Raw genomic sequence first — 15,796 nt, 5'->3', positions numbered from 1 at the left:
CACGTCCTGCTCCCACCCGAAAGGCCGTCATGACCCTCCGCCGTCCCCGCGCCGCGACCGCCCTCGTCGGCGCCGCCCTGCTCGCCGTCACGCTGTCCGCCTGCTCGACCCCCGCCTCCTCGGCCACCGGTTCGGCCGACGCGGCCGGCGGCTACGCGGTCGACGACAGCACGCTCGTCTTCGGCGTCGTGCCCGACTCGGTCGACACCGAGACGAACTACCAGCCTCTGATGGACTACATCGCGAAGGAGACCGGCAAGACGGTCGAGTACCACGAGTCCACCGACTACGCGGCCCTGATCGAGGCGAGCATCGCCGGCCAGATCGACGTCGCGTCGTTCTCGGGCTTCACCTACGTCACCGCCACGAACAACGGTGCCGAGCTGACCCCGATCTCGTCGATCACGACGGCCGAGGGCCAGGAGCCCGGCTACTACTCGCAGGCCATCGTGCCGAAGGGCAGCGACATCACGTCGATCGCCGACATGAAGGGCAAGAAGATCTGCTTCGTCGACCCGTCGTCGACCTCGGGCTACCTGTTCCCGAGCTACGCGTTGCTCGAGGCCGGCATCGACCCCGAGAAGGACATCACCCCGGTCTTCGCCGGCAAGCACGACGTCAGCGTGCAGAAGGTCGGCGAGGGCACCGAGTGCGACGCCGGCTTCGCCGAGGACAGCGAGGTCGCCAAGAGCGACGCCGTCGAGGTCATCGACCAGCAGATGGTGCCCGGTGCCCCGATCGTCGAGTCGAACTCGCTGCCCGACGACGTCAAGGCCCAGCTGAAGGACATCCTCTCGAACGTCACCGCCGACGACATGGTCGCCGCGGGCATCGAGGGCGCCGACAGCGAGGGCTTCCGCGCCGTGTTCTTCCAGACCACCCCGGTCGACGACGCGTACTACGACCAGATCCGCGACATCTGCGAGAAGACGAACGCGTCGCAGTGCAAGGCCTGACCCGCACGACGTAGCACCTCCCACACCCCAGGAAGTCGCCGAGACCCTCGCGCGCGCGTGAGTGTCTCGGCGACTTCCTGGGGTCCGAGCACGACGAACCGGAGACGAACATGAACCCGCACACCGCCCCCGCCGAGACCGTCGTCCGGCTCGACGGCATCACCAAGCGCTTCGGCGACACCGTCGCGCTCGACGACGCCTCGCTGAGCGTCCGACGCGGCGAGGTCGTCGTGCTGCTGGGCCTGTCCGGCTCCGGCAAGTCCACCCTGCTGCGCCACGTCGACGGCCTCGAGCGTCCGACCGGAGGCCGCGTCACGGTGCTCGGCCGCGAGGTCACCGACCTCACCGGTCGGGCCCTGCGGCGGCTGCGCAGCGAGGTGGGGTTCATCTTCCAGCAGTTCGAACTCGTGCCGTCGCTGACCGTGCTCGAGAACGTGTTGACCGGCTCGCTCGCCACCGTGCGCGGGCCCCGCCTCGGGCTCTGGTCGTACGGTCGCGCCGCCAAGGCCGAGGCCCTCACCCGGCTCGACCGCGTCGGCCTGCTCGACCGCGCCTACCAGCGCGCCGACACCCTCTCGGGCGGCCAGCAGCAGCGCGTCGCCATCGCCCGGGCGCTCATGCAGCGTCCCCAGGTGCTGCTCGCCGACGAGCCGGTCGCCTCGCTCGACCCCGAGTCGAGCGACCAGGTGATGGCGCTGATCCGCGAGATCGCCGCCGACGAGGGGCTGACCGTGATCTGCAGCCTGCACCAGGTCGACCTCGCCCTCTCGTGGGCCGACCGCATCGTCGGCCTGCGCCACGGCCGCGTCGTGCTCGACACCGAGACCGAGGGGCTCACCAAGGCGCAGGTCATGGAGATCTACGGCCGCGTCGCCACGAGCACCGACCAGTTCGAGGCCATCGAGCTCGAACTGAGCGCCGTGGGGGTCGCGGGCGCCCCGGGCGCCGCGGGCACCCGAGTCACCCCGGGCACCGCAGGAGGCGCGGCGTCCGTCTCCGGGGACGCCGTCCGATGACCGCCGTCACCGAGCGTCCGCGCACGACCGGGGCCGCTCCCGCTCCCGTCACCGCGCCTCCTCGTCGCCGGGTCTCGCCCGAGCGCGTCGCGGCCGGCCTCACGCTGCTCGCCCTGCTGATCGCGAGCCTCGTGGCCCTGCGGAGCGTCGACATCGACCTCGCGCGCATGCTGCAGAGCTGGGCCAACGCCGAACGGTTCTTCGGCCGGGTCGGGGCGATCGAGTTCCCGCCGGTCGGTGAGCTGCTGCAGCTCACCGCGCTCACCCTCGGCCTCGTGATCTGCGGCACCCTGCTCGCGGCCGTCCTGTCCGTCCCGGTCGCCGTGCTCGCCGCCTCGAACACGACCCCCGGCCCCGTCTGGCGCGCCGCCGCCCGCTTCGTGACCGTGCTCGCCCGGGCCGTGCCCGACGTCGTGCTCGCCATGGTGTTCGTGCTGCTCTTCTCGCTCGGCACGCTGCCCGGAATCCTCGCCATCGGCCTGCACTCGGTCGGCATGATCTCGAAGCTCTTCGCCGACGCGATCGAGCAGATCGACGAGGGGCCGCGCACCGCGATCCGCGCCGCCGGAGGCAGCCGACTGCAGCAGTTCACCGCCGGCGTGCTGCCGCAGGTGCTGCCCTCGTGGGTGGCGACCGTGCTGCACCGCAACGACATCAACCTGCGGGGCAGCGTGATCCTCGGCTACGTCGGCGTCGTCGGCCTCGGCATGGAGATGTCGTTCGCCTTCAAGTCGCTCGACTACGGGCTCGGCCTCGGCTACGCCCTCGTCATCTTCGTGCTCTGCGTCGTGATGGAGGTCGTCTCGAGCAGCGTCCGCGCCGCCATGCTCGGCATCGCGCCGACCGGCCGCGGTCTCGGCGACCGCGTCGTCCGTCGGGCCACCAGGAGGCGCGGTGCCGGTCACCCCGCTCCGTCCCGTCCCGCGGTCACCACCGTCGAGGCCGCCCTGCGCCGCCCGTGGGACCGCACCCGCCGGCGCGACGTCTCGTGGGGGTGGCTCGCCGCCGCCGTGGTCGTCGCCAGCATCGCCGTCTGCGACATCGCCTGGTCCGACCTCGTCACCGTCTGGGCGAAGGTGCCCGCCGTGGCGACGCAGTTCTGGCCGCCGTCGTTCGGCAGCTACGAGGCCTCGACGATGGTCGCCGCCATGGGCGAGACGATCGCCATCGCGCTCGCCGCGACCGTGCTGACCCTCGTCGCCTCGATCGTGATCGGATCGCTCGCGGCCCGCAACGTCGCCCCGAGCCGCGGGGTGCGCAGCGGCATGCGCCTGCTGCTCGTCGGCATCCGCGGCGTGCCCGAGGTGATCCTCGCCATCGTGCTGATCGTCGTGACCGGGCTCGGCACGCAGGCAGGGACCCTCGCCCTGGCCCTCGGCGGCGTCGGGCTGCTCGGCAAGCTGCTCGCCGACTCGTTCGAGGAGGTCTCACCGGGCCCCGAGCGCGCCCTCTCGGCCACCGGGGCCGGCCGCGTGCAGGTCTACGCGGGGGCGACCCTGCCCCAGGGCACCCGTGCCCTGATCGGCCACACCTTCTACATGCTCGACACCAACCTGCGAGCCGCGACCCTGCTCGGCATCGTGGGCGCCGGGGGAGTCGGCTACTACCTGCTCAACGCCAGCCAGGGTTCGAACTACGGGACGGTCACGGCGATCGTGCTGATGATCCTCGTCACGGTGCTGGCCGTCGAAGGGCTCGCGATCTGGATGCGGAGGGTGTTCCGATGATCACGTCACACGACACGGCCCGGCACGCGGCGGCTCCGCACGACGTGGTCGTCGTCGGGTCGGGCATCGTCGGCCTGGGGGCCGCGCTCGCCGCCGCCGACCGCGGGCTCTCGGTGCTGGTGGTCGACCGCTCCCCGGTGATCGGCGGCTCGACGGTGCGCAACTTCGGCCACCTCTGCCTCACCCCGCAGAGCGGCGAGGCCCGCCGCCACGCCCTCACCGCCCGTGAGCTCTGGCTGCGGCTGGCCCGCGACGCCGGCTTCTGGCTGTCGGAGCGCGGCACGCTCGTCGCCACCCGGCACGTCGACGAACTCGACCTGCTCGACGAGCTGGCCCTCGCCCGCACCGACCGCGTGCTGGGCGACCGGCCCGAGATCGAGCGGCTCGACGCGGCCGAACTGTCCTCCCTGGCCCCGGTCGCTCCGGGTGCGGTCGTCGGCGGGGCGCTCCTGCCGTACGACCTGCAGGTCGACCCCCGACAGGCGGCGGACGCGATCCGCCGGCACCTCGAGACGCGAGGGGTGCGCTTCCTGACCCGCACCTCCGTGGGGTCGGTCTCATCGGGACGCGTCGAGACGAGCCGCGGCCCGATCTACGCCGGGACGGTCGTCGTCGCGACCAACCACGACCTCGACCAGCTGCTGCCCGACCTCGCCGACCGACACGCCCTCGAGCGGTGCGGCCTCGACATGCTGCGGGTGCGGGCCGACCTCGCCCGACCGCTCGTCGCTCCGCTGCTGACCGGGTGGTCGCTGATCCGCTACAGCGCGTTCGCGGGCACCGGCGCGGCGGAGGCGGTGCGGTCCCGACTGCACGCCGAGCGCCCCGACCTCGCCGCGATGGACCTCAACCAGATGTACACGCAGCTGCCCGACGGTTCGGTGATCGTCGGCGACAGCCACCGGAAGGGCGCCGCGATCGCGCCGTTCCAGGACGAGCGGGTCGCCGACGCCTTCCTCGACGAGTTCCGGGTGCTGTTCGGCGCCGAGCCGGTCGTCACCGAGCGGTGGCAGGGCGTCTACGCCTCGGGCCGCGACGAGTTCGTCGTCGACGAGGTCGCCCCGGGCGTGCTCGTCACGGTCGTCTCGACCGGCATCGGCATGACCACCGGACTCGGGCTCGCCGAGCACGTCGTCGGGGCGCACCTCGACGGCGGGCGCGACCGGGCGCTCGACCCCGCCGCCCTCACCTCGACCCTCACCTCGACCGTCACCTCGACCGTCACCTCGCCCCTCACAGAGAGCCTCACCGCATGAGCACCGCGACCCCCGCCACCCCCACCGCCGAGGCCGCGATCCTCGACGCCGCGACCGCCGACGCCGCCACCCCGATCGAGCTCGTCGTGCTCGACATGGCCGGCACGACCGTCGTCGACGACGGCGTGGTCGAGCAGGCCTTCGCCCGCGTCGCCGACCGGGTCGACCTCGGGCCGACGCTGACCCGCGACGAGGCCCTGCAGTACGTCCGCGACACGATGGGCCGCTCGAAGATCGAGGTCTTCCGCCACCTCACCGGTGGCGACGAGGCGCTCGCGCGACGGGCGAACGACGAGTTCGAGGTGGCCTACGGCGAGCTCGTCGACGAATCGGGAGTCGAGCCGATCGAGGGCGCGGGCGACCTGATCGACGCACTCCGCGCCTCCGGGGTCTCGGTCGTGCTCGCCACCGGGTTCTCGCCGGCCACCCGCGACCGGCTGCTCGACGCCCTCGGCTGGACCGTCGACGCCGCCCTCTCGCCCGTCGACGCGGGTCGCGGACGCCCGGCGCCCGACCTCGTGCTGACCGCCTTGCTGCGCACCCGGGCGTCGTCGGTCGCCGCCGTCGCGGTGGTCGGTGACACCGTCAGCGACGTCCTCTCGGGGCGCTCGGCCGGCGCCGGTCTCGTCGTCGGCGTGACGACCGGCGCCCACACGCGCGAGCAGCTGCTCGGCGCGGGGGCCGACGTCGTGCTCGACAGCGTCCGTGACCTCGTCGGGTTGCCGGCCTTCGCCGCGGTCCCCGCCTCCGTGTCGTCGACGTCCGCCGCGTGACGGCGGCCCTGCCGCGGACGACGGACCAGGAGGCGCGGGTCGCCTCCCCGACGCCCGTCGCCTCCCCGGCCGCCCTGCCCCTCGACCCGGCCCCGACCGCCATGGTCTGGCTCGAGCCCGGCCGTCCGCACGAGGCCGTCGCGGTGCCCTCGGTCGTGCTCGCGCCCGGCGACGCCCTCGTCGAGGTCGAGCTGGCGACGATCTGCGGCTCGGACGTGCACACCACCCGGGGCGACCGGACCGCGCCCGCGCCGCTCGTGCTCGGCCACGAGCAGGTCGGCCGCGTGGTCGCCCTCGGGCCGGGGGCGGTGGCCGTCGACGGGACACCGCTCGCCGTCGGGCAGCGCGTCGTCTGGTCGTTGACCGTGTCGTGCGGTGACTGCGCGACCTGCCGACGCGAGCTGCCGCAGAAGTGCGAGTCGGTGCGGAAGTACGGTCACGAGCGGCTCGTCACGGGGTGGGAGCTCAGCGGAGGCTTCGCCACGCACGTGCACATGCGATCGGGCACGGCGATCGTGCCGGTCGCCGACGACCTGCCCGCCGAGCTGCTGGCCCCGGTGTCGTGCGGCACGGCGACCGCCGTGGCCGCCCTCGACGCCGCCTCGACGATCGTGCCGCTCGACGGCGCCGTGGTCCTCGTGACGGGCGCCGGGCTGATCGGCCTCGCGGCGACCGCGCTGGCCACCGACGCCGGGGCCCGGGTGGTCGTCGTCGACCCCGATCCCGCCCGCCGGCGGCTCGCCGTCCGCTTCGGCGCGGTCGCGACGGTCGACCCGTCGGCCGCTCCCGACTCGGACGACGGCCTCACCACCGCGTTCTCCGTCGCGGGCGGTGCGCCCCTCGTCGCCGTCGAGGCCTCGGGGTCACGGCACGCGGTGGCGTCGGCGCTCGCCGAACTCGGCGTCGGCGGCGTGGCCGTGCTGGTCGGCAGCGTCTTCCCCGCCCCGGCGGTGCCGCTCGACGCCGAGAGCGTCGTCCGACGTCTCGTGACCCTCCGCGGCGTGCACAACTACGCCCCGCGGCACCTCGTCGACGCCGTCCGGTTCGTCGAGGAGCGGCACGGGGCCTGGCCGCTCGACGCGCTCGTGGGCGAGGTCGTCGCCCTGCGCGACCTCGACGCCGGGATCGCGGCGGCCGCCGCGGGCGGGTCGGTGCGGGTGGGCGTCCGACCCGAGTGACCGGGTGCGGTGGCGGCCTGCGGGGGCCGCGCCGCGCCTCCTGCGTTCTCGGACGGGGTGATGGGGCGGGTGCCGCCGCTCAGGGGCCGATCGCGCGGATGAAGTGGTCGCCCTCGCGGGCCCGGCCCGACGCCGAGACGGTGAAGCGGACGATGTCGCTGCGGTAGCGGTCGTCCGAGGCCTCGAAGGTGCGGCCGTCGGGGCCGCGGGTGATGCGGTGCAGCCGCAGGATCGGTGTGCCGGGCTCGACCCCGAGCAGCTCGGCGTCGAGCTCGTCGGCGGCGACCGCGTCGATCTCGTGGTCGATGTCGGCGTAGCCGAAGCCCCGCGAGTCCAGGTACTCGGTGATCGACACCGTGTCGAGGTCGACGTCGAACAGCACGCGGCCGACCTCCTCGATGAAGGTCAGGCGCTCGAGCATGGTCGGACGGCCGTCGACGAGTCGCAACCGGACGACGTCGACCACGAGGGCGCCCGGCTCGATGCCGAGCGATCGGGCCTTGTCGTCGTCGGCGCGGCGCAGCGACACCTCTTGCGTGCGGGCGCCGGGCTCGCCGCCGACGTCGCGCACCCACTTGGTGAAGGGGATCGACACGTCGACCGGATGGTGCGCCTTGCGCGCGACGACCCGGGCCGGACGGCCGCGCCGGGTCTCGACCAGGCCCTCGGAGCGGAGGGCGGCGAGGGCGTTGCGGATCGGCCCGCGGGAGGTGCGCCACTGCTCGGCCAGCTCGCCCTCGCTCGGCACGTCGTCGCCGACCGCGAGGTCGCCGCTCAGGATGCGCCGCCGCAGCTCGTCGGCGATCTGCTCGTAGAGGGTCGAAGGCACGTGCGGATCTTACCGAGCGGCGCGGTCGGGCTCGCGATGAACCCTGATCGGGACGATGCGTCCCGTTTTCTCGTGGTTCATCGTCCCGCATGTGGTTCGAGGCACTCAGGCTCGCCCGAGGGAGGCCCCGCCAGGGCATCCCACCGCGACCCGCCCCTGTCGTAGCGTCGTGGGCATGGACACCGAGAGCGAGATCCGCGACTTCCTGACCAGCCGACGGGCGCGGGTGCGGCCCGAGCAGGTCGAGCTGCCGGGCGGACCCGGGCGCCGCGTGCCCGGACTGCGGCGGAGCGAGGTGGCGCTGCTCGCGGGCGTCAGCGTCGAGTACTACACGCGGCTCGAACGCGGGCGCCTCGGCGGGGTGTCCGAGGGCGTGCTCGACTCGCTCGCGACCGCCCTGCTGCTCGACGACGCCGAACGCGAGCACCTGGCCGACCTCGCCCGCGCCGCGAACGAGTCGCCCGTGCGCGCCCGGCGACGACGCCGTCCGCCCGAGACCGTCTCGCGCAGCATGCAGCTCGTGCTCGACGCCGTGACGGCCGGGCCGGCCTTCGTCCGCAACGGCCGCATGGACGTCCTGGCCGAGAACGCGCTCTTCCGCGCGCTCTACTCCGACCTCTACGCCCTCGACGAGCGGCCCGTGAACCTCGCCCGGTTCGTCTTCCTGCACCGTGAGCTCGCCGAGGCTTTCTACCCGTCGTGGTCGGTCGCCGCCGACATCAACGTCGCGATCCTGCGCACCGAGGCCGGCCGCGACCCGCACGACCGCGCCCTGCACGACCTGATCGGCGAGCTCTCCACCCGCAGCGACGAGTTCCGCACCCGCTGGGGCGCCCACGAGGTGCGTCACCACACGTCGGGCCAGAAGCGCTTCCACCACCCGGTCGTCGGTCAGCTCGACATGGTCTACGAGGCCATGGAGCCGATGGGCCGCCCGGGCCTGAACTTCCTCGTCTACAGCGCCGAGCCCGGCTCGCCCACCGAGGAGCGCCTCCGCCTCCTCGCCAGCTGGGCGGCTCCCCAGGCCGACCCGGCGGTCGTCCGCGCCGACGCGCCGGACCGACCCGACGTCGCGAGCGAACCGCGCGAGGCGGCCGGGTCGTGAGCCGCCTCGCGATGTGGTGGCGCGCCTCCTGCGAGATCTCCGACCTCACACGCGACCGAGAGCAGGAGGCGCGGGTGCTGGACGAGATGGCGGTGCGTCTCGAGCCGGGCCCCTGGGCGATCGCCGCGCTCTTCCACCGCCGCGCGCCCGGCGCGACCGATGCCGTGGACCCCGCCATCGAGACCACATCACCCCCGAACGCCGAGGAGGCACGACCGTGAAGTACACCCGTCTGGGAACGACAGGCCTGCAGGTCAGCCGCATCGGCCTCGGCTGCATGAGCTACGGCGACCCCACCCGCGGCCTGCACTCGTGGACGCTCGACGAGGCGGCCTCGGCACCGTTCTTCCGCCAGGCGGTCGAGCTCGGGGTCACCTTCTGGGACACCGCGAACGTCTACCAGCAGGGCACCGGCGAGGAGTTCGTCGGCCGAGCGATGCGCGAGTACTCGCGCCGCGAGGACGTCGTGCTGGCGACCAAGGTCAGTGGTCGCATGCACGACGGTCCGGGGGGAGCGGGCCTTTCACGCAAGGCGATCCTCGAGCAGATCGACGCCTCGCTCACGCGACTCGGCACGGACCACGTCGACCTGTACCAGATCCACCGCTTCGACCCCGAGACCCCGGTGGAGGAGACGATGGAGGCGCTCCACGACCTGGTCAGGGCCGGCAAGGTCCGCTACACGGGTGCCTCGAGCATGTTCGCCTGGCAGTTCGCGAAGATGCAGACCGCCGCCGTGGTCAACGGTTGGACGCCCTTCTCGACCATGCAGGACCAGTACAACCTGCTGAAGCGCGAGGAGGAACGCGAGATGATCCCGCTCTGCGCCGACCTCGGCGTCGGGCTCGTGCCGTACTCGCCGCAGGGCAAGGGGCGGCTCACCCGACCGCGCGGGGCGACCACCGAGCGGTCCGCCGTCGACGAGGTCGCTAAGGCCTTCGACGTCGACGAGGACGGCCCGATCATCGACGCCGTCGAGCAGGTCGCCGCCGAGCACGGGGTGTCGATGGCCCAGGTCGCCGTGGCTTGGGTGCTGCGGAACCCCGTCGTCTCGGCCCCGATCGTCGGCGCGACGAAGCCGCACCACCTCGCCGACGCCGTCGCCGCCCTGGACGTCGAGCTCACCGACGACGACGTCCGCCGACTCGAGGAGCCCTACCGCCCGCAGGCACCGTTCTGGTGGTGAGGCGCCCGCCTCACGACTGCAGCGCCTCCGTCGGCGGGGTGCGTGCTGCTCGCACCGCGGGCCACAGCCCGGCCAGCGCCCCGATCACGAGCGTCGCGACGAGCCCGGCGGCGAGCACCACGGGCGGGATCGCCAGCGGCCACCCCCGCAGTGCCGCGAAGACCCCGGTCACCGCCACGCCGAGCAGCACCCCGGCCATTCCGCCGAGCAGCGACAGGAACAGCGCCTCGGCCAGGAACTGCTGCCGGATGTGCGATCGCGTCGCGCCGAGCGCCCGCCGCAGCCCGATCTCGCGCCTCCGCTCGAGCACCGAGATCACCATCGTGTTCGCCACGCCGATGCCGCCGACCAGCAGTGCCACCCCTCCGAGGCCGACCAGCAGCCCGGTGAACGCCTGGTCCGCGGCCTGCTGGGCCGCCAGCGCGTCGGACGGCCGCGTCACCTCGACGTCGGACGGGCTCCGCGGCTGGATGGACCGCGCGAGCACGTCGCGCACCTGTGGCACCCGGGCGGGGTCCGCCCGCACGTAGACGGCGGTCGGGTGGACGGGCGAACCGGCCATCGCCTCCGCGGCGCGTTCGCCGATGAGCGCCGACGAGTCGATCTCGGCCGCCAGCGGCACCGGCTCGAGGATGCCCGCCACCACGTACTCGGCACTGCCGATCATCACGTGCCGTCCCGGTTCGGTGACGCCCAACCGGTTCGCCGCCTCGGCACCGAGCACGACCACGGGGTACCGAGCCATGCCGTCGGTCAGCCAGACGCCCTTCGCCACGTGGGCCTCCAGCACGTCCGGCAGCGTGGGTGATGCCGACCGCACCGTGATGCCGTTCGTGTTGCCCTCCGGCACGGCGCTGTTGCGGTACACGCCGACGTCGGCCACCGTGCCGGTGGTCGCGGCCGATCGCACCCCCTCGGTGTGCCCGGCCGACGTCCCCGCGGTCAGGGGCAGGTCGACGGCCTCACCGAAGAAATCCTTCCCCTGGGAGGCCGAGAGCAGGTTCGTGCCGAGCTCGTCGAGGGTCGCCGCGAGCTTCGCCTGGCTCGACGTCGAGATGCCGACCACGGCGATCATGGCGGCGATGCCGATCGCGATGCCGAGCGCCGACAGCACGGCCCTGGTGGGTCGGGACGCCAGCCCCGACACCCCCAGTCGCACGACGTCCGACCCGAGGAGGCGCGAGGGAGTCTCCGAGGCGCTCATGCGGTCACCCCCGCGAGGGTCGCACTGTCGTGCACCAGGTGCCCGTCGCGGATCGTCACCCGCCGGGGCAACCGCTCGGCGAGCTCGACGTCGTGGGTGATGACGACGATCGTGGTGCCCTCCGCGTGCAGCTCGCCGAGCAGCGACACGATGCCCTCGCCGGCCTTCGTGTCGAGGTTGCCGGTGGGTTCGTCGGCCAGCAGCAGCGACGGGCGGTGCACGACGGCGCGCGCGATGGCGACCCGTTGCCGTTCACCGCCCGAGAGCTGGTTCGGCCGGTGGGTCAGGCGGTGGCCCAACCCGACCCGCTCGAGAGCCTCGCGTGCCCGCGCTCGCCGCTGCCGGAGCGGCACGCCCGCGTAGAGCAAGCCGTTCGCGACGTTGTCGGTCGCGCTGACGCCCTCGCTGAGGTGGAACTGCTGGAAGACGAACCCGATGCGGTGCGCCCGGAGAGCCGACAGCTCACGGTCGTTCTGCTCGGCCACGTCGACGCCGTCGACGAGCACGGTGCCCGAGGTGGGGCGGTCGAGCGTGCCGAGGACGTTCAGCAGGGTCGACTTGCCCGATCCCGACGGGCCGACGATCGCGACGAGCTCGCCGCGGTCGATCCGCAGCGACACCGACGACAACGCGGTCGTCGGGGGCCGGCCGTACTCGCGCGTGACGTCGTGCAGCTCGATCACGGCGCTCATGCGGGCACCACGACCTCGTCGCCGGCCTGGACGTCGCCGGTCACCTCGACCCGGTCGCCGGCGAACAGGCCGGCCTCGACCGGCACGGCCGTCGTCGTGCCGTCCGGCTGGAGCACCTCGACGACGAAGCCGTCGTCGACGGCCGCGCCCAGGGCGAGGACCGGCACGTGCAGCACGTCCTCCTTCACCTCCGAGACGAAGTCGACCTGCACCGACGCGTCGGTCAGGTCGCCGGTCGCCGCCGGATCGTCGAGCGACACCGTGACGGGGACCGTCGTCTTGCCCGTGGTCTCGTCGGCCACGGCCGCCCCCACGTCGGACACCCGCCCGGGAACGGTGCCGTGACCGGGCAGCGCGACCGAGACGACCCCGTCGACGGCGGCCAGCGGCGACCCGACGGGCAGGTCGACCGAGACGACCTTGTCGTCGCGTGCCGTGTCGTACAGGTCGCCGCCCGAGGCGTCGCCGACGGCCGCCGTCAGGGTGCTGACCGTGAACGACCCCGTGACGAACTGCAGGGCACCCCGGGCGATCGACCCGGTGCGCTCCTGGCCGGTGTCCTTCTGCCAGGCCGAGACGGCGTTCGCGGTGCGCCGGTCGAACGTGTCGTCCGGGGTGCCCGGGAAGTACCCCCAGGCCTTCAGGTTGTCCTCGAGCTGTCGCACGTCCGGGCCCTTCGCCATGCCCTGCTCGAACGCCCGCCACTGCGGCAGGGCGCCCTCGAACGCGGTGACCGGTTCGTCGTCGACCCGGAAGAGCTCGCTGCGTGCCGAGAGGGCGTCGCCGACCTTCGGCAGCGAGGTGATGGTGCCGGGTGCGGACCCGGTGATCGTCGGTCCGTCGAGGCGGCTGAGCCTGCCCGCCCTGGTCGTCGTGCCGGTCAGCGTGCCCTGTTCGACCACGGCCGTGGCGGGCCTCGTCGTCGTGCTCTCGTCGGCGTCGGCGGCACGGGACGCCCCGGGTGGTCCGACCAGGAACACGGCGGTGACGGCGGCCCCGACCACGGCCACGCCGGCGACGGACGACCAGGCGACGGCTCGGCGCGACGGCCTCACCGCGTCACCGTCGTGGACATGCTGCCGAAGGCGCCGCACTCCTCGAGGACGTCCTCGGGGACGTCGTCCATCGAGTCCGTGCCACCGGTGCCGTCGAGCTGGTCGGGTACGTCGTAGCCGGCGTCCCGGAGGCACTCGGTCGACTCGCGCAGCGTCGCCTCGAACTCGTCCTGGTCCTCTTTCTCGGACGCGGTCACGGGGCGTTCGCCGAGTTCGTCGGTCGTCGACTCCCTGCACTTCTCCGAGGCGGCCGACAGGGCATCCATGTCCATGTCGTCGCCGCGCGAGATCGCCATGCCTCCGCCGTCGCCCGAGGGATCGCCGATGTCGACGCCGGCCTCGCGCATGCAGCTCGCGTTCGCGAGGTCCCAGGCCTGGGCGTCGGCGGCGATCTGCGAGTCGGACCTCGTCTCGGGGGCGTCGTCGGCGGAGGTCGAACAGCCGGCCAGGGCGACGACGAGCAGGGGGAGGGCGGCGAACAGGGCGCTGCGGATTCGGGGCATGGAAGGACTCCTGGCCTCTCACGGTCACGGGCCGTGACCGGTGGTCACGGCGTCGCCCTCGTCGGGCGACGGGGTCCAGACCACCGCACGGCTCGTTGCCAGCCCGTAAACGGCCGGCTTTACGTTTCGGTGACATCCGAGATGTCATCCTCGAGGGGTGGGGGCTTCCGTGTCCCGTCCCCCTCGACCCGAACAGGAGCCAGCGTGCGCGTACTCATCGCCGAGGACGAGGTCTACCTCGCAGAGGCCGTCCAGACGGTGCTCGAGCGCCACGCGATGGCCGTCGACGTCGTGCACGACGGTGACGCCGCCCTCGAGGCGATCGCGGTGAACGACTACGACGTCGTGCTGCTCGACCGCGACCTGCCGGGCACGCACGGCGACGACGTCTGCGCTTCGGTGGCCGCGGCCGGCGACGGGCCGGGCATCCTGATGCTGACCGCGGCCGGTCGCACCCGTGACAAGGTCGACGGGTTCGAGTTGGGTGCCGACGACTACCTCGCCAAGCCGTTCGAGTTCCCCGAGCTGATCGCCCGCCTGCGCTCGCTCGCCCGGCGCCCGCGCCAGGCCCGCCCGCCCGTCACGCTCTGCGGCGACCTGCGCTACGACCCGTTCCGTCGCGAGGTCTACCGCGACGGCCGCTACGTCAAGCTGACCCGCAAGGAGTTCGCGGTGCTCGGGGTGCTGCTCGCCGCCGACGGGGGCGTGGTCAGTGCCGAACGCCTGCTCGAGAAGGCCTGGGACGAGAACGCCGACCCGTTCACGAACTCGGTGCGGGTCACGATCTCGAACCTCAGGCGACGCCTGGGCGAGCCCTGGTTGATCCACACCGTCCCCGGCAGCGGCTACCGCATCGCCGCCGAGGCCGGCTCGTGACCGGCGGCGCCGACCCGGCGCTCGCGAGGCCCAGGAGGCGCGGGCTGCGTCACCGGGGCAGCGCGCGTCTCCGGCTCACCGCCACCTTCAGTGCGGTGCTGACGGTCGTGGGCCTGTCGATCGTGGCCTCGGTCTTCCTCGTGATGCGCTTCGTGCCCGACTACCGCATCACCGCCCTGCGCACGTCGAGCGCCGAGTCGGGCGACCTCGCGTCGCCGACGGCCTCGTGGGCGCCCTCGGTCGACGCCGGCGTGGTCGCCGGGGGGACACCGCCCGCCGCCGAGACGCTGCCCGTCGCCGAGACCGCCGAGTTGCGCGCGGCGCTCACGATCTCGGGCGAGAGCGACCTCCTGCGCGTGCTCCTGACGACGTCGTCGATCGTGTTCGTCGTCGCGCTGGTCGTCGGGGTCTGGCTGAGCTGGGTGGTCGCCGGGCGCCTCCTCCGGCCGGTCGAGCACCTCGCGACCGCGGCGCGCGAGGCCGAGCACGGCGCCGCGGGGTCGTTCCGGCGACGGCTCGCCACGATGGCGCCCGGGCGCCCCGACGACGAGTTCGGACGCCTCGCGACGACGTTCGACGACATGCTCGACCGGCTCGACCGTTCGTACGAGGCCCAACGTCGCTTCGCCGCCAACGCCTCGCACGAGCTCCGCACGCCCCTCGCGACGACGCAGGCGATGCTCGACGCGGCCCTCGCGCCCGACCCGACGGGCGTCGGTGACGCGGCTGGCTCACCGCCGGTCGTGACGATCCACCGCCTTCGCGAGATGAACACCCGCAGCATCGCGACGGTCGAGGCGCTGCTCGCCCTGTCCGACGCGCAGTCCGGCGACGGCGTGGCCGCCGACCGGGTCGACCTCGTCGCCGTGGTCGACGAGGTCCTGGCCGCCACGGCGTCCGCCGCCGCCGAGGCGCGGGTCGAGGTGCGCTGCGCCTCGCGTCCTGCGCAGGTCACCGGAGACCGGGCCCTGCTCTCCGTGCTCGTCGGCAACCTCGTCCGCAACGGCATCGGCCACAACGTGCCCGGCGGCCGGCTCGACGTGACGGTCGGCACCGACGCCTCGGGGGCGCCGATCCTGCACGTGGTCAACGGCGGCGAGGTCATCGACCCGGCCGAGGTCGCGCGCCTGACCGAGCCCTTCTACCGGTCGGCGGGCCGGGTGGCCGGCTCCCACGGCCTCGGCCTGGCCCTGGTCGCGGCCGTCGCCGAGACGCACGGGGCGACGCTGACGCTCGACGCGCCTCCTTCGGGCGGGCTCGCCGTGCGCGTGGTGTTCCCCCCGCCCGCGGTCGTCCGCTGAACCCACCGGGCCGAAGAGGCAATCTTGTCCGCTCGGCACCTCCGGGGGACACCGGGGTCGGCCAGCCAGCCGACTGTGCGGCGTACCGGGCGCTCCTAGGCTCGGTGATGGGCCCGTCAGGCGGGACCGACCGGCCCCG

Annotated in this window: 16 protein-coding genes; 11 read left to right on the top strand and 5 right to left on the bottom strand. The window is 73.5% G+C overall.

The annotated features are described in order from the left end of the window. Positions 1–29 precede the first annotated feature (29 nt). The 6 genes from ASG28_RS12070 to ASG28_RS12045 all read left to right on the top strand — a co-directional run bounded on the left by ASG28_RS12070 (position 30) and on the right by ASG28_RS12045 (position 6,906). Positions 30–956 carry a phosphate/phosphite/phosphonate ABC transporter substrate-binding protein gene (locus ASG28_RS12070; RefSeq protein WP_055975440.1) on the top strand — a complete coding sequence of 309 codons (927 nt, stop codon included), beginning with the start codon at positions 30–32 and terminating at the stop codon, positions 954–956. 110 nt (positions 957–1,066) lie between these two features. After that, on the top strand, positions 1,067–1,972 hold the full coding sequence (phnC, locus tag ASG28_RS12065; RefSeq protein ID WP_082454621.1) for a phosphonate ABC transporter ATP-binding protein: 906 nt from the start codon (positions 1,067–1,069) through the stop codon (positions 1,970–1,972). Then, on the top strand, positions 1,969–3,699 hold the full coding sequence (gene phnE / locus ASG28_RS12060) for a phosphonate ABC transporter, permease protein PhnE (RefSeq protein WP_055975436.1): 1,731 nt from the start codon (positions 1,969–1,971) through the stop codon (positions 3,697–3,699). Before phnC ends, phnE begins: the two co-directional genes overlap by 4 nt. Next, positions 3,696–4,955 carry a TIGR03364 family FAD-dependent oxidoreductase gene (locus ASG28_RS12055; protein ID WP_082454620.1) on the top strand — a complete coding sequence of 420 codons (1,260 nt, stop codon included), beginning with the start codon at positions 3,696–3,698 and terminating at the stop codon, positions 4,953–4,955. The genes phnE and ASG28_RS12055 overlap by 4 nt, the downstream gene beginning before the upstream one ends. Continuing rightward, positions 4,952–5,728 (top strand): HAD family hydrolase, encoded by a 777-nt coding sequence (locus ASG28_RS12050; protein WP_082454619.1) that lies wholly within the window; start codon positions 4,952–4,954, stop codon positions 5,726–5,728. The genes ASG28_RS12055 and ASG28_RS12050 overlap by 4 nt, the downstream gene beginning before the upstream one ends. Continuing rightward, on the top strand, positions 5,725–6,906 hold the full coding sequence (locus tag ASG28_RS12045; protein WP_235477773.1) for an alcohol dehydrogenase catalytic domain-containing protein: 1,182 nt from the start codon (positions 5,725–5,727) through the stop codon (positions 6,904–6,906). The genes ASG28_RS12050 and ASG28_RS12045 overlap by 4 nt, the downstream gene beginning before the upstream one ends. Positions 6,907–6,985: 79 nt before the next feature. On the opposite strand, the gene ASG28_RS12040 is transcribed toward ASG28_RS12045, so the two are convergent. Continuing rightward, positions 6,986–7,735, bottom strand: coding sequence for a GntR family transcriptional regulator (locus ASG28_RS12040; protein WP_055975433.1), 750 nt, complete (start codon positions 7,733–7,735; stop codon positions 6,986–6,988). Positions 7,736–7,910: 175 nt separating this feature from the next. On the opposite strand from ASG28_RS12040, the gene ASG28_RS12035 reads away from it, so the two are divergent. Genes ASG28_RS12035 through ASG28_RS12025 form a run of 3 tightly spaced genes read left to right on the top strand, consistent with a single transcriptional unit; the run spans position 7,911 to position 10,026 of the window. After that, positions 7,911–8,840, top strand: coding sequence for a helix-turn-helix transcriptional regulator (locus ASG28_RS12035; protein WP_082454618.1), 930 nt, complete (start codon positions 7,911–7,913; stop codon positions 8,838–8,840). Continuing rightward, on the top strand, positions 8,837–9,061 hold the full coding sequence (locus ASG28_RS12030; protein ID WP_055975431.1) for a hypothetical protein: 225 nt from the start codon (positions 8,837–8,839) through the stop codon (positions 9,059–9,061). Before ASG28_RS12035 ends, ASG28_RS12030 begins: the two co-directional genes overlap by 4 nt. Continuing rightward, the gene (locus ASG28_RS12025) at positions 9,058–10,026 is read left to right on the top strand and encodes an aldo/keto reductase (RefSeq protein WP_055975429.1); all 969 of its coding nucleotides are present in this window, start codon (positions 9,058–9,060) and stop codon (positions 10,024–10,026) included. Before ASG28_RS12030 ends, ASG28_RS12025 begins: the two co-directional genes overlap by 4 nt. Positions 10,027–10,036: 10 nt before the next feature. Here ASG28_RS12025 and ASG28_RS12020 read toward each other — a convergent pair whose 3' ends face one another. From ASG28_RS12020 to ASG28_RS12005, 4 genes are read right to left on the bottom strand one after another with little or no spacing between them, the layout of a single operon-like run. Continuing rightward, positions 10,037–11,230: an ABC transporter permease gene (locus tag ASG28_RS12020; protein WP_055975426.1), complete on the bottom strand. Its 1,194-nt coding sequence runs from the start codon at positions 11,228–11,230 to the stop codon at positions 10,037–10,039. Next, positions 11,227–11,922, bottom strand: a complete 696-nt coding sequence (locus tag ASG28_RS12015) for an ABC transporter ATP-binding protein (protein ID WP_043594658.1) — start codon at positions 11,920–11,922, stop codon at positions 11,227–11,229. The genes ASG28_RS12020 and ASG28_RS12015 overlap by 4 nt, the downstream gene beginning before the upstream one ends. Next, on the bottom strand, positions 11,919–12,977 hold the full coding sequence (locus tag ASG28_RS12010; protein ID WP_055975423.1) for a peptidoglycan-binding protein: 1,059 nt from the start codon (positions 12,975–12,977) through the stop codon (positions 11,919–11,921). The genes ASG28_RS12015 and ASG28_RS12010 overlap by 4 nt, the downstream gene beginning before the upstream one ends. Further along, on the bottom strand, positions 12,974–13,480 hold the full coding sequence (locus ASG28_RS12005) for a hypothetical protein (protein ID WP_055975421.1): 507 nt from the start codon (positions 13,478–13,480) through the stop codon (positions 12,974–12,976). The genes ASG28_RS12010 and ASG28_RS12005 overlap by 4 nt, the downstream gene beginning before the upstream one ends. 204 nt (positions 13,481–13,684) lie before the next feature. Between ASG28_RS12005 and ASG28_RS12000 the strand changes: the two genes are divergently transcribed. Further along, positions 13,685–14,356 (top strand): response regulator transcription factor, encoded by a 672-nt coding sequence (locus tag ASG28_RS12000; RefSeq protein WP_055975418.1) that lies wholly within the window; start codon positions 13,685–13,687, stop codon positions 14,354–14,356. Continuing rightward, positions 14,353–15,657: a sensor histidine kinase gene (locus ASG28_RS11995; RefSeq protein WP_055975415.1), complete on the top strand. Its 1,305-nt coding sequence runs from the start codon at positions 14,353–14,355 to the stop codon at positions 15,655–15,657. The genes ASG28_RS12000 and ASG28_RS11995 overlap by 4 nt, the downstream gene beginning before the upstream one ends. The last annotated feature ends 139 nt before the right edge of the window (positions 15,658–15,796 follow it).

This window comes from Frigoribacterium sp. Leaf415 (assembly GCF_001424645.1).
Lineage (GTDB): Bacteria > Actinomycetota > Actinomycetes > Actinomycetales > Microbacteriaceae > Frigoribacterium.
The sequence above is the reverse complement of the archived record's forward strand: the minus strand, read 5'-3'. Positions and strand labels throughout refer to the sequence as shown.